This window comes from Pseudobutyrivibrio sp. YE44, from assembly GCF_900104335.1.
In the GTDB taxonomy this organism is placed as follows: Bacteria; Bacillota; Clostridia; order Lachnospirales; family Lachnospiraceae; genus Pseudobutyrivibrio.
The window spans coordinates 76,347-89,402 of record NZ_FMXT01000006.1; the positions used below are offsets into that span (position 1 = coordinate 76,347).

Genomic DNA, 13,056 nt, shown 5'->3' on the forward strand with positions numbered 1-13,056 from the left:
GGTCTATTGGAAAAATAATTTAGGAAGTTCTAGAAGATAAAGCTGGAAGATATAGCTGGGGAAGAGAGTTTACATGAAGAAAACACAGGGGATTTTAGAATACTTCTTTATCATCTTGGGAGCGGTTATGGCTAGTTTTTCTGTTGCCTTGATTTTGCTTCCAAACGATGCTATAGACTATGGAACTGCAGGGGTGGCAATCATAATTAGTAAGTTGACTGGGCTGTCCTTGTCATTATGCGTAGTTTTTGTCTTTGTGCCTTTCATATTTGCAGGTTTTTTGGTGCTTGGAAAGAAGTTTACCTTGAAGGCAGCTATAGGCTCTTTATTCTATACTATTGGCCTGGATTTTTTTGAGAAGATTCCTTTTGAGCTGAATACAGAGCACTTTTTGGCAGTTGCCTTTGGTGGAGCAATCCTTGGGGCAGGCCTGTCATTGATTCTTCGAAACGGAGGCTGCATAGACGGTTCAGAAATCTTAGCAAACATCATCATAAAGAAACTATCTGATAAGACTGGCCGCAACTACAGTATGACACCGGTGTTACTTTTGTTCAACGCTATGGTTTACGCTACGGTGTTTGTGGTAATTGATGTGACAGCAGCCCTTCTAAGCTTGCTGGTTTATGTGGTGGCAACAGCAATCATCGACCATTACACCGACCACTTTGAAGCTATCAAGCAGGTCACAATTATCACCCAAGATCCTGATAACATCATTGCTGACATCAAAGAACAGCTAAACAAAACCTGTACCATCATGGATTCCAGAGGTGCCATCGCAGGAGAGAACAACACACTTATTTGCTACATAAGCTACTTTGAACTTCCTATTATGAAGGACATTATATCCGCTCATGCAGGAAGCTTCAGCACCGTGTCTACTATTGATGAGATATTGAGGTAGAGGATATGGTATAATCTTGGCAGGAGGACAGATTATATGACCTTCTAAGAGAGGGTATGGAAAAACAGGAGCATCAAATCCATTTTGGAAGTGTTGTTCCTGTTATTTTTTTACATAGGTGACAATATCCTCAATATATCACTTCTTTACAGCTCCCCCTCAAAGAATTCAATTAACCTGTTTACGTTAATATCTGAATGTTCTACTTCCCTAGAATATAAGTAAATAATCTGTTGAAGTGATGCATCCTTGTCAGCTCCGTGGAGCATCATAAGCCAGCGGGTGCTCTGTACAGCAATCATTGTACGGGCGTAAATCTGACCATCGTAGGCAGCACCGCAGAAATAAGTAAACAATAAACATTCTAAAATCTTTTGGAACTTAAACTCTACATCAGCTTCAGGATACATAGCAGATTTCCAAGCTACAAAATCCAAGGTGTGATTCTTCCAGAAATCTTGGGCATACTTGATAGATTCACGCCATGATTCTTCAAGCACTTCCATTCCAAGAAGCACATCCATGGTGTTGGTACAATGCTCTAAGGATAAAAGTGCGCTTGTTCCGGCGCAATCAAATTCATCATCAAAGTCCACATCATCCATATCAAATATAGCTCCATTGTCGTAAAGTCGCTGAAGCTTTAATCCCATTCCAGCAATTAGACTCATTCTGTCTTGTAAAGATAATTCCTTGGCTGCAGCCAATTGAAGCATTTTATCTCTGGCATAATCCAATCTATCAAATAATAAAAGATCAAATTCCTCAAATTCATCTGGATCATCAAAGGTTTCATCTTCCGACTCATCCACATCAAACTCATAATCAGGTTCTAAAATCATGCGAGTAACCTCTGGGCATGAAAGCGAAAGTGAATATTCTCTAATATCCTGGAATTCTTCCACATGTCTAGGAAACATTTTACAGGTATAACAAAGCTTGTCCTCACCTAAAGTGGAATGAAGGTCGCAGAGTCCATTGTCATTTAACATTGAGCAACGGGTATTATTCTGACGGAAGCACTTTTCATCAAAGTTGATGCCACCTTTTAGTCTATCGCCAAAAGAACTTTTTTCTGCGCTGTATCGATCAAGACTTTCGTCATCTATCATAATCTGCCATCCAATACAGCAGCTTTTTGGACATTTATCAGCTATACATTTAAAATCGTCATAGCCAGTTTGTTTTCTATAAATCATATATGATTCCTTTCATTAATAAACCTAAAAATATGGTAGCACGGAACTTACTTTGTATACAATGGGATTTTTGGTGGATTATATGATAGAATACAAAAGTTGAATTATAGAATTGAGGTTTAAACGATGAAATTTCCAAAAGATCCAGTAATGCTGCTTTCAGCGGTTAACACAGCATTACGTGATTATTATAAGAGTTTTCAAGAATTAGTGGAGGATAATGAAGTAGATGGTGACGAGATAATCGCAAAGTTAGCCAGCATCGATTATCACTATGACCCAGCTATGAATAAGTTCAGATAATTATGAAAAAATTTTTCGCAGCTTTAATTAAAACTTTATTAGTACTTGTGATTATAGGGGCCGTGGGCTGGTATGCTTTTGGCGCTGATGGACCATTTTCAGAACAGGGGCAACAACTCTTAGCCAAGATTAAAGGCACACAAGGTGTTGAAACTGAAGCACAGCTGGAAGAAACTTCTGATGACACTGCATTGATTGAAGAAAATAATCAAGAGGCTTCAGAAGTTGAACCTGAAATCACCGACCAGAATATGACTACAAAAATCGTATTTACCGGTGATGTAGAGCTTAGTGAGTATGTTCAGTCAAATTACACCGCAAGCGGAGTTAATGGGGTTTGTGCCCCTGAAATCCAGCAGTTGATGCAAGATGCAACTTACACAATGATTAACAATGAGTTCTGTTTTTCAGAGCGTGGACAGCAGGCTCCTGACAAACAGTATACCTTCAGAGTTAATCCTTCATATGTCAGCTTGCTAAATGACCTTGGTGTGGATATTGCTGGTCTTGCCAACAATCATGTGCTTGATTACGGAAAAGATGCACTTACAGATACCTTCACCACTTTGTCTAATGCAGGTATTGATTACACCGGAGCAGGAAACAGTCTAGAGGATGCCAGCAAGCTTATTGTAAAGACTGATGCCAAGGGGCGCACCTTCGGATTCCTTGCAGCTAGCCATGTTATTCCTGTTGGAAGTTGGAACGTTCTTAACTCACAGCCTGGTGAGTTTTGTTTCTACGATGAAACTGATTTATTAAACTCAATTACTGCAGCCAAGCAGCAAGTGGATTATTTATTTGTAATGGTTCACTGGGGCGTGGAGCACACCATAGAGCTTACTGACTATCAGCCAAACGATGCTCACAAGTTTATTGATGCAGGTGCAGATGCGGTCATCGGTATGCACAGCCACTGCCTACAGCCAATTGAAATGTACAATGGCAAGCCAATTTTCTACAGCCTTGGAAACTTCATATTCAATCAGACAATAAAATCTGGTGGTGGCGGAGCTGTGGAAATCACCTTCCAAGAAAATGATGATGTGACCTATAGAATTATTCCTATTACAGCCAGTGGCGCATGCACCAGCATAGACCCAGCCGGCTACAGCTATATGGAGAGTATTTCTAATAATATTAAGATTTACGACGACGGATTAATCACTGAAGTGCAGTGAGTAATAATTGACAATAAATTAACAAAAATACAAAAAAGTACAAAATCAAAAACAATGCTCAAAACCACTGTTTTTTCATAAAAAAGTAGTATCATAACTATTGGTTTTAGAAAACTAACAATCTTTTAAAGAAAGAAAAGAGGAAATAAATTATGGCAGGATTTGGAGCATTAATTGACATCCTTAAAAAGGATCCTAAGAAAATCGTTTTTACAGAGGGTACAGACCCACGTATTATTGAGGCATCTAGCCGTCTTCTCGGTTCAGATTTCCTTCAGCCAATTCTTATTGGTAACGAGGCAGAGATTAAGGCAGCTGCAGAGGATGCTGGTTTTAACATCCGCGGTGCAGTTATCATCGATCCAGCAAACTATGATAGATTCGATGAGATGTGCGAGCTTTTCTGTGAGCTTAGAAAATCAAAGGGCGTTACAATGGAGCAGGCTAAGGCTACATGCTCAGCAGCAAACTACTTTGGTACAATGCTTGTAAAGATGGGCGTTGCAGATGCACTTCTTGGTGGTGCTACATACTCAACAGCTGATACAGTTCGTCCAGCACTTCAGGTTATTAAGACAAAGCCAGGCAACAGCATTGTTTCTTCATGCTTCATCATGGTTCGTAATCATGCAACAGGTGATCGTGAAGTTCTTGCTATGGGTGATTGCGCTATTAATATTAAACCAAACGCTGAGGAGCTTGCTGAAATCGCAGGTGAGACAGCAGCTTGTGCTAAAATTTTTGGTATTGATCCAAAGATTGCTATGCTTTCATACTCAACACTTGGCTCAGGTAAGGGCGAGGATGTTGATAAGATGAATCAGGCAACAAAGCTTGCTAAGGAAAGATATCCTGAGCTTGATATCGATGGAGAGCTTCAGTTTGATGCAGCAGTTTCTCCACGTGTTGCTAAGACAAAGTGTCCAGACTCCCCAGTAGCTGGTCATGCAAACACATTCATCTTCCCAGATATTAATGCTGGTAACATCGGATACAAGATTGCACAGCGTCTTGGTGGATTTGATGCTTACGGCCCAATCCTTCTTGGACTTAATGCACCAATCAACGATCTTTCAAGAGGATGTAATGCACAGGAAGTTTATTCAATGGCAATTATTACAGCTGCTCTTGCATAATTGTAAATAATAAGATATAAAATATCTTGGCCCCTATCCGTTTGGGTAGGGGTTATTTTATTGAAATTAAGAGAGGATTTTAGTTTTGGAAGAAAAGAGAGGTAGCTTTGGATCCCGCTTGGGCTTCATATTAGTTAGTGCAGGATGTGCAATTGGAATTGGAAACGTTTGGAAGTTTCCATACGTGACAGGAGAAAACGGAGGTGCAGTGTTTGTATTGTTTTACCTTTTGTTTTTGGTTGTTATGGGTCTTCCAGTTGTGACCATGGAGCTAGCAGTTGGTAGAGCTAGTGGGAAGACAATCCTTCAGGGATACAAAAAGCTTGAAAAGCCAGGCTCAAAATGGCATATCCACGGATGGTTTGCCATGGCAGGCTGTTATATATTGATGATGTATTACACAACTGTAGCAGGTTGGATGGTGAATTATTTCTTTAAATTTGCTTCAGGTCAGTTTGAGGGCGTGAAGACTGATGCGGTAGGTGATGTTTTTGAAAAGATGTTAGCTAATCCTATAGAGATGGGATTATTTATGGCAATCACAGTTATCTTAGGTTTCTGTGTACTTTCACTTGGTGTTGAAAAGGGCTTGGAGCGTGTAACTTCAGTGATGATGTTGGGGCTTTTATTCTTGATTATTATTCTGGCTGTTCATTCTTTAACACTTCCAGGTGCAGCCAAAGGTGTAAGCTTCTACCTTCTTCCAGATTGGAAAAAAGCTACTGATGTAGGCCTATGGAAGGTGATTAGCTCAGCTATGAACCAGGCATTTTTCACCTTAAGTATTGGTATTGGTAGTCTTGAGATATTTGGTAGTTATATGTCAAAGGATCATGCTCTTACAGGTGAATCTATCAGAATTTGTGCGTTGGATACCTTTGTAGCATTGATTTCAGGACTAATTATTTTCCCTGCTTGTTTCAGCTACAATGTTGAGCCATCTCAGGGACCTTCACTTATCTTCGTCACATTGCCTAGAATCTTTATTAACATGCAGTGGGGCAGATTATGGGGAACCATGTTTTTTGTTTTCATGACCTTCGCAAGCTTCTCAACTGTTACAGCGGTATTTGAGAATCTTATTGCAATTCTTTCGGATAACTGGGGATGGTCAAGAAAGAAATCAATTATCGTAAATGCGATATTCATTCTTGTGGCAAGCTTACCTTGTGTGCTTGGTTATAATGTATGGAGCAACGTTCACCTTATTGGCGCAAGAGACGTGCTTGATTCAGAGGATTTTATTGTTAGTAATTTACTTCTTCCAATCGGTTCTCTTATTTTCCTTCTTTTCTGTGTTACAAAAGCAGGATGGGGATTTGATAAATATATGGAAGAAACAAACACTGGTGCAGGAATGAAAATGCCAGGAATATTCAAGAATTACTTTAGATTTGTTCTACCTGTTTTAATTATGATTATTATCCTTCAGGGGTTAATCTAGATTTTGGAGATTTTAAATGAGTAAGTGGTTATTGCAAAGAAAAAGTGCAGATTATGCAGGTCTTAGCGCAAAGCTTGGGGTGGATCCAGTTATAGTTCGCCTCATGGTTAATAGGGGACTAAATACCTATGAGGAGATGGAGGAATATCTTCATCCATCGCTTAATAGCTGTGGAGATCCACATTTATTTGCAGATATGGATTTAGCCTGTGAGCTTCTCATGGAGGCCATTGATGAAGGGCAGAAGATTCGCGTGGTAGGTGATTACGACGTGGATGGAATAATGTCTACCTACATTCTCACAAGCGCAATTAGAGAGGTTGGTGGTGATGTGGACTATGCTGTACCTCATCGAATGGTGGATGGCTACGGTATTAATCCTGACATGGTGCAGCAGGCCTATGACGAGGGTGTGAGATTCATCATCACCTGTGATAATGGAATTGCTGCAGCGCCAGCTATTGATCTTGCAAAAGAGCTTGGTATGACTTTTGTTGTTACTGACCATCATGAGGTTCCTTTTGAGGTTGCCGAAGACGGTGAGACCAAAATCCAGAAGCTTCCAAATGCAGATGCAGTTGTTGATCCTAAACGTGATGATTGCCAATATCCTTTCAAGGGGATTTGTGGTGCCCAGGTGGCTTGGAAGCTGACAGAGGTTCTTTTTGAGTTCCTTGGCTTGGAAAAGGAACAGTCAGACGCATATCTTCAGTTTGCCAGCATTGCCACCGTATGCGATGTTATGGAACTGAAAGGTGAAAACAGGGCGACAGTTTATCACGGCATCAAAGCCATAGAGCACACTGATAATATTGGTATCAATGCTCTTTTGGCGCGAAATGAGCTAAAAGGAAAGCCACTTAGCTGTTACCATCTTGGATTTATTATTGGACCTTGTCTTAACGCCAGCGGTCGTCTTGATACTGCAGGTCGTGCTATTGAGCTTTTGATGGAGGAAGATCAGGCCAAGGCTCTTGCAATGGCAAACGAGCTTGTTGAGCTTAATGCTCAGAGAAAGAACATGACTCAAATTGGCATTGATAAGGCCAGAGATATGATTGAAAATAGCGATTTGATTAATGACCGCGTTCTTGTAGTTTACATTCCAGAGCTTCATGAGTCTCTTGCTGGAATTGTAGCAGGAAGAATTCGCGAGGCATACTGTAAGCCTGTGCTTGTAATCACAGATGCAGAAGAAGGTGCGAAGGGAAGTGGTCGTTCAATTCCTGCTTATAATATGTTTGAAGAACTTACTGGCGTGAAGGATGTGTTCACCAAATTTGGCGGTCATCCTATGGCAGCAGGCGTTTCTCTTCCTACTGAAAAGATTGATGAATTGCGTCAGCGCTTGAATGAGAGATGCACTCTAACTGAGGATGATATGCAGGAGGTTATAAAGATTGACTGTGACATGCCTCTTTCATATATCACTGAAGAATTGGTGGATAGCTTAGATATGCTGGCGCCTTTTGGAACAGGAAATACAAAGCCATTGTTTGCCTTGAAGGATGTGGCGATTTTGAAAGCGGCCTACATCGGAAAAGAAGGCCAGTATTTAAGACTTACCGTTGGAACAGAAAACGGTGGCACAATGACTGCAATGTTGTTTAGAAATGTACCTGAATTCGAAAATCTTGTAGATGAAAAATATGGTGCTGGTACCTGGGATGACCTTTGTGCGGGTCACAATCCAGGCGTTAAAATGAGCATCATCTACGAACCATCAATAAATGAATTCCGTGGCAACCGTAGCATACAAATTATGCTAGAAAACTTTAGGTAATAAATGAGCCGGTAGGCATCAAGCTCTTATATCTCTTAAGTGAAGCTTTCTATAGCTGAGCGGAGAGATATAAGGCTTGTAGCTGTAACCGGCGGATTAGCGGTCTTTTATTAGGTGGATTATTCCAATTATGATTCCCCTTATCAATGCAAAGATGAGGAACATCAGCATAAATCCCCATATACCAAAGACTATGTCCTTGAAATCCATCACACCTGAGTGTGATACCTTCTGCCCAATTTCTATTGCAAAGGTTATCAAAAGTACAAGTGTGAATACATAAATCCATGTGATGACAAGCACATGGTCTGTCTTGGCAAGGAGGGTGAATAGTGGATGAATCAGAAATACCATAATCATTCCTATTGCTCCAATTACAATAAAGTGAAGTTCCTTGTCGGTGAAATATGTTTCATATGCATCATTCAATGACAAAATATATGTATGTGCCCGTGCAATTATGTTTAAAATGCCATATAAAAATGTGTTCATAAAATGTCTCCTCTGTGTTAAAATTGTGAATAGATGTAAACAAGATAGGCTTGTTTTATAACGAATTTCTTCTTAAGGGAGGTACGAATTAAAATGGGTAACGTATTAGTAGCGCAATCTGGTGGCCCAACAGTGGCAATCAATGCTAGTCTTGCAGGTGTTATCGAGGGCACCTTAGGTTCTAGATATGATAAGATTTACGGTTCTATTAATGGCATTCTTGGAATTAAGAATGACAATGTACTTGACCTAACTGCCGTTGTGGCAAACGATCCTCGTTTTTTAAAACGTCTTAAAACAACTCCTGCTATGTATCTTGGCTCATGCCGTTTCAAACTTCCTAGTGTCGACTCAAATGATCCTATCTATGATAACTTATTCGAACAATTTAAAAAATACCAAATCGAAGCATTTTTCTATATCGGTGGAAATGATTCCATGGATACAGTTGATAAGCTTTCTGCATACGCAGCAAAGATTGGTTCTGATATTAGATTCGTAGGCGTTCCAAAGACAGTAGATAATGATTTGTGCATTACAGATCATACTCCAGGATTTGGTTCTGCAGCTAAATATATTGCGACTTCTACAATGGAAGTTATCTTTGATGCTCAGATTTATGACAATCCTAGCGTTACAATCATCGAGGTTATGGGAAGAGATGCAGGCTGGCTTACAGCGGCTACAGCTCTTGCAAAGAACGAGTGCTGTGATGGCCCAGACCTTATCTACTTACCAGAGGTTCCTTTTGATAAGGAAAAGTTCATCAGCGATTTGAAAGCACTTCTTGATGAAAAGACAAATGTTGTTGTTGCTGTTTCTGAGGGAATCAGAGATGCAGCAGGTGAATATATTTCAGCATCTACAGGCACTCTTGACAACTTTGGTCATGCACAGCTTTCTGGTGCAGGCAAAACTTTGGAATATCTTGTAAAAGAAAAGCTTGGCGTAAAGGTTCGTTCTATCGAGGTGAATGTTCTTCAACGAGCAGCAGCTCATATGTCCAGCCTTACAGATATCAATGAGTCAGAGGCTATTGGTAAAAAAGCTGTGGATATTGCTGAAGAGGGTGTTACAGGTGCCATGGTTACAATGGAACGAATCAGCAACGCTCCATACGAAATCAGATTTGATTATGCAAAGATTCATGACATAGCTAATGAGGCTAAGGAGGTTCCAAAGGATTGGATTAATCCTGAGCACAATGGTGTTACCTCTGATATGGTTAAATACCTTCAGCCACTTGTTATTGGATTGCCAGATGTTGAATATAAGGATGGTCTTCCAGTATATGTTTCTCGTTAATGGGATGATTGTAATTTTATAAAGAAACAGATTTAAAAGAGGCAAAGGAGATTTGCCTCTTTTATCAAATGTAAAAATTCTAGAAAGGGCAGCATTATGGGAATTAAAGAAATAAAGCTAAGTGAAATTGGCGATTTTAAAATTGGGCAGGCAGAAAATAAGGAAGCTGCAACAGGTGTAACTGTTATTGTGGCTCCACAGGGAGCGCCTGTAGGTCTTGATATTCGTGGTGGTGGCCCAGCAAGTAGAGAATCTGGCCTTATGGACCCACTGGCAGCAGCTGAGATTGTCCATGGGGTGGTTCTTGGTGGCGGCTCTGCCTTTGGTCTTGATGCAGCAGGTGGTGTCATGAAATATCTTTCAGAACATGGCATTGGTTTTCCAGTAGGGGATGTGGTTGTTCCACTGGTATGTCAATCAGATATCTTTGATCTTGGAATTGGTCGCAGTGATGTATATCCTGATAAGGAAATGGGGTATCAGGCTGCCAAAAATGCCTTTGAGATAGGAGATTTTGGAAATTACAAGGATGGAGATTTCGGCTGTGGCTGTGGAGCTACTGTTGGAAAAATCCTTGGAATGGAACGATGCACCAAAACCGGCGTAGGCTCTTATGCTGTTCAGTTAGGTGAATTAAAGGTTGGAGCAATTGTTTGCACTAATGCAATTGGGGATATATACGATTATGAAACTGGAAAGAGGATTGCAGGGATAATGTCCGAGGACGGAAAGAGCATGAATGATTTATCCTGCGAGGATATTCTTCTTTCAATGGCAGAGAGTCCAGCTGCAACTCAGAATGATACAAAGCCTGTAACAAATACAACAATTGGTATTGTTATCACCAACGCTAGCTTCAACAAGACTCAGCTGTGCAAGCTGGCGGGCATGACTCACGATGGATATGCGAGATGTATTCGACCAATTCATACATCCATGGATGGAGATAGCATCTACGCAATGTCTGTTGGACAAGTGGAATCAACCTTGGATATTGTTGGAACATTAGCTAATCAGGTTATGTGCGAAGCAATTCGTAGAACAGTAAAATAAGGTATAAAAAGGGCTTCCTGGAAAGTGATTCAGGAAGCCTTGTTTATTAGGATTAGATAACATTTAAAGATAATCGATTGTAATCGTGTTCTTCCAATAGGGATAATACTCTGCGAGCGTGAGAGTATTGAGTTCTGTTAATGGAAAAAACGTATATTATGTCAGCACCATTATAGTTGTGTCTCAAGAATAATGGAACTCTGTGATAAGTCTTTGAAAATGGAACTGACTGCTCCAGTAGAAGACTTGTGGTTCGTCTAGATACGATTCGATTTGTTGTTTTGCATAAAACTATATCTTTACCGACATTTTTTGATAACTTTGGTTTCTTTCTCATTTCTATAACCTTCTAATTTATGTGAATATCCACCCTTTTACCCATAGATTCAGCAACCTTAACCAAGAAATCCAAGGATGGATTATATTTCCCGCTCTCCATCCGGGAGATGTTGGATTTTTTGGTGCCCACAAGATCTGCAAGAGATTCTTGAGTCAAATTTAACTGATGACGGGTGTCACGAAGCTCTTTGGCAATGGAATGTCGTGCCGCTAAAGCCTGGGGCGTGACAACTCCATTTTCGTATCGATTCTTCATGCCTACCACCTCATGCTTATAAGTTATCATATATGATAACAGAAAGCAAGGAGTTTCACAATATCCACATACTAATTCTTTCAAAAAAAGAGGGAATGTACTAAAATAGTAGCTAAAAGGAAAATGACATAAGGGGGACACTATGGTTTCAAAAAAACAACGTTTCATTACATTTCTTTTTGTGATTATTCTTGCAGCAGCTATCGTAGGTGGCGTGTTTGCAATTACTTATTTTAAAGGCGGTGTTACATTCCCTTGGCAGGTAACAGTGTCAACTACTGAAGAAAAAGAGACAGCTAGCGAGCCTAAGGAAGAACCAAAGCTCGTAGTTAAGGAAAAGGCTAAAGATACAGAAAAAAAGACTGAAGAAACTAAGCCTAAAAAAGAAACTAAGGTAGAGAAAAAGGAAGAGGAGCCAGCTCCAACTTACCTTGGTAACGGAACAAAGCTTAAGTATTATGGTCAGCTTTCTGTTGACGGTACAAAGCTTGTTGATGAAAATGGTGACGATGCACTTCTTATGGGCGTCAGCACACATGGAATCAACTGGTACCCAGATTATGCTTCACCTGAGACTATCAAGTCTTTAAGAGAGGACTGGGGTATCAATGTAATTCGTCTTGCTATGTACACCAGCGACTACAATGGATACTGTGTTGGTGGCAAGGAAAACCAGGAAAATCTTAAGAATATTATTGATGATGCAGTAAAGGCTGCCACAGATAATGATATGTATGTTATCATTGATTGGCATATCTTAAATGACAACAATCCTAACGAATACAAATCAGAGGCTATTCAGTTCTTTGGTGAGATGGTTCGTAAATACGAATCAAATGAAAACGTTATCTATGAGATTTGCAACGAGCCAAATGGTGATACCACTTGGGAAGATATTAGAGATTATGCTAATGAGGTTATCCCTGTTATCAGAAATGTAAACGAGGATGCTATTATTTTGGTGGGTACACCAAAGTGGTCTAGCGACCTTTACTCAGTGCTTGATGATCCACTTGAGTTTGATAACATTATGTACACTTATCATTTCTATGCAGCAACACATGGTGCTCGTGAAAGAGATAAGCTTAGAACAGCTCTTGAAGAGGGCTTGCCAGTATTCATCTCAGAGTATGGTCTTGTTTCAGCTGATGGCAATGGAGAAGCTGATTTAGATGAAGCTGATGATTGGTATGACTTAATGCAGGAAACAGAATTCAATCTTTCATCTTGCATGTGGAACTTCTCCAACAAAGATGAAGGTTCTGCTATGATTAATTCTGATTGTGATAAGCTTGAAGGCTTCACAGAGGATGAGATTTCTGAGTCAGCACAATTCTTGTTAGATACTATTGGAAACTATCATGATTCCACTTTTGAAGATGGTGTATATTTGAACAAAAATGGTCAGAAGACAGATAAAGAAAAAGTCTCTGATAGTAAAAACAATAAAAGTAAAAAATCAGAGAAGCTTTCTCAGTATGAAGATGAGAAGGAAGATATAGAGGAAGACTTAGAAGAAGATTCTAGGGAATCCTTAAACAAAGATTCTAAGAGTGACAGCTCAAAGGACAAAGATTCTAAGAGCAATAGCTCTAAAGATAAAAATTCAAAAAAGACTAGCAATAGTCAGAAGAATAGAAGATAGGAGTAATATTTAG

Annotated in this window: 13 protein-coding genes; 9 read left to right on the forward strand and 4 right to left on the reverse strand. The window is 39.9% G+C overall.

Annotated features, from left to right (window positions below; all coding sequences use genetic code 11):
• Window positions 1-73: 73 nt before the first annotated feature.
• Entirely contained in the window at window positions 74-907 is an 834-nt protein-coding gene (locus BLR54_RS09990) for a YitT family protein (protein WP_090420438.1), read from the forward strand.
• Between the two features lie 146 nt (window positions 908-1,053).
• Here BLR54_RS09990 and fliB read toward each other — a convergent pair whose 3' ends face one another.
• A complete protein-coding gene (gene fliB, locus BLR54_RS09995; RefSeq protein ID WP_090420441.1) occupies window positions 1,054-2,106 on the reverse strand; it encodes a flagellin lysine-N-methylase in 1,053 nt (350 codons plus the stop codon).
• A 126-nt stretch (window positions 2,107-2,232) separates the two neighbouring features.
• Here fliB and BLR54_RS10000 point away from each other — a divergent pair, with 126 nt between their 5' ends.
• The 5 genes from BLR54_RS10000 (at window position 2,233) to recJ (ending at window position 7,953) form a co-directional block, all read left to right on the forward strand.
• Complete coding sequence (locus tag BLR54_RS10000; protein WP_090420444.1) at window positions 2,233-2,409, forward strand: DUF4250 domain-containing protein; 177 nt, start codon at window positions 2,233-2,235, stop codon at window positions 2,407-2,409.
• Window positions 2,410-2,411: 2 nt separating this feature from the next.
• A complete protein-coding gene (locus tag BLR54_RS10005) occupies window positions 2,412-3,590 on the forward strand; it encodes a CapA family protein (protein WP_090420447.1) in 1,179 nt (392 codons plus the stop codon).
• A 152-nt stretch (window positions 3,591-3,742) separates the two neighbouring features.
• Window positions 3,743-4,726, forward strand: coding sequence for a phosphate acetyltransferase (gene pta, locus BLR54_RS10010; RefSeq protein WP_090420450.1), 984 nt, complete (start codon window positions 3,743-3,745; stop codon window positions 4,724-4,726).
• 85 nt (window positions 4,727-4,811) lie between these two features.
• Window positions 4,812-6,170 carry a sodium-dependent transporter gene (locus tag BLR54_RS10015; RefSeq protein WP_090420453.1) on the forward strand — a complete coding sequence of 453 codons (1,359 nt, stop codon included), beginning with the start codon at window positions 4,812-4,814 and terminating at the stop codon, window positions 6,168-6,170.
• Between the two features lie 16 nt (window positions 6,171-6,186).
• Window positions 6,187-7,953: a single-stranded-DNA-specific exonuclease RecJ gene (gene recJ, locus BLR54_RS10020; protein ID WP_090420457.1), complete on the forward strand. Its 1,767-nt coding sequence runs from the start codon at window positions 6,187-6,189 to the stop codon at window positions 7,951-7,953.
• Between the two features lie 96 nt (window positions 7,954-8,049).
• On the opposite strand, the gene BLR54_RS10025 is transcribed toward recJ, so the two are convergent.
• The gene (locus BLR54_RS10025) at window positions 8,050-8,445 is read right to left on the reverse strand and encodes a hypothetical protein (protein ID WP_090420460.1); all 396 of its coding nucleotides are present in this window, start codon (window positions 8,443-8,445) and stop codon (window positions 8,050-8,052) included.
• 87 nt (window positions 8,446-8,532) lie between these two features.
• On the opposite strand from BLR54_RS10025, the gene BLR54_RS10030 reads away from it, so the two are divergent.
• Window positions 8,533-9,750, forward strand: a complete 1,218-nt coding sequence (locus BLR54_RS10030; RefSeq protein WP_090420463.1) for a 6-phosphofructokinase — start codon at window positions 8,533-8,535, stop codon at window positions 9,748-9,750.
• 96 nt (window positions 9,751-9,846) lie between these two features.
• Entirely contained in the window at window positions 9,847-10,803 is a 957-nt protein-coding gene (locus tag BLR54_RS10035) for a P1 family peptidase (RefSeq protein WP_090420466.1), read from the forward strand.
• A gap of 52 nt (window positions 10,804-10,855) precedes the next feature.
• Here the strand turns inward: BLR54_RS10035 and BLR54_RS14835 are convergent, their stop codons facing one another.
• Both BLR54_RS14835 and BLR54_RS10040 read right to left on the reverse strand, forming a co-directional pair.
• Window positions 10,856-11,140, reverse strand: a complete 285-nt coding sequence (locus tag BLR54_RS14835; protein ID WP_143008429.1) for a hypothetical protein — start codon at window positions 11,138-11,140, stop codon at window positions 10,856-10,858.
• Between the two features lie 12 nt (window positions 11,141-11,152).
• On the reverse strand, window positions 11,153-11,398 hold the full coding sequence (locus BLR54_RS10040; RefSeq protein ID WP_090420469.1) for a helix-turn-helix transcriptional regulator: 246 nt from the start codon (window positions 11,396-11,398) through the stop codon (window positions 11,153-11,155).
• Window positions 11,399-11,540: 142 nt separating this feature from the next.
• Here BLR54_RS10040 and BLR54_RS10045 point away from each other — a divergent pair, with 142 nt between their 5' ends.
• Window positions 11,541-13,043: a glycoside hydrolase family 5 protein gene (locus tag BLR54_RS10045; RefSeq protein WP_090420474.1), complete on the forward strand. Its 1,503-nt coding sequence runs from the start codon at window positions 11,541-11,543 to the stop codon at window positions 13,041-13,043.
• Window positions 13,044-13,056 lie beyond the last annotated feature (13 nt).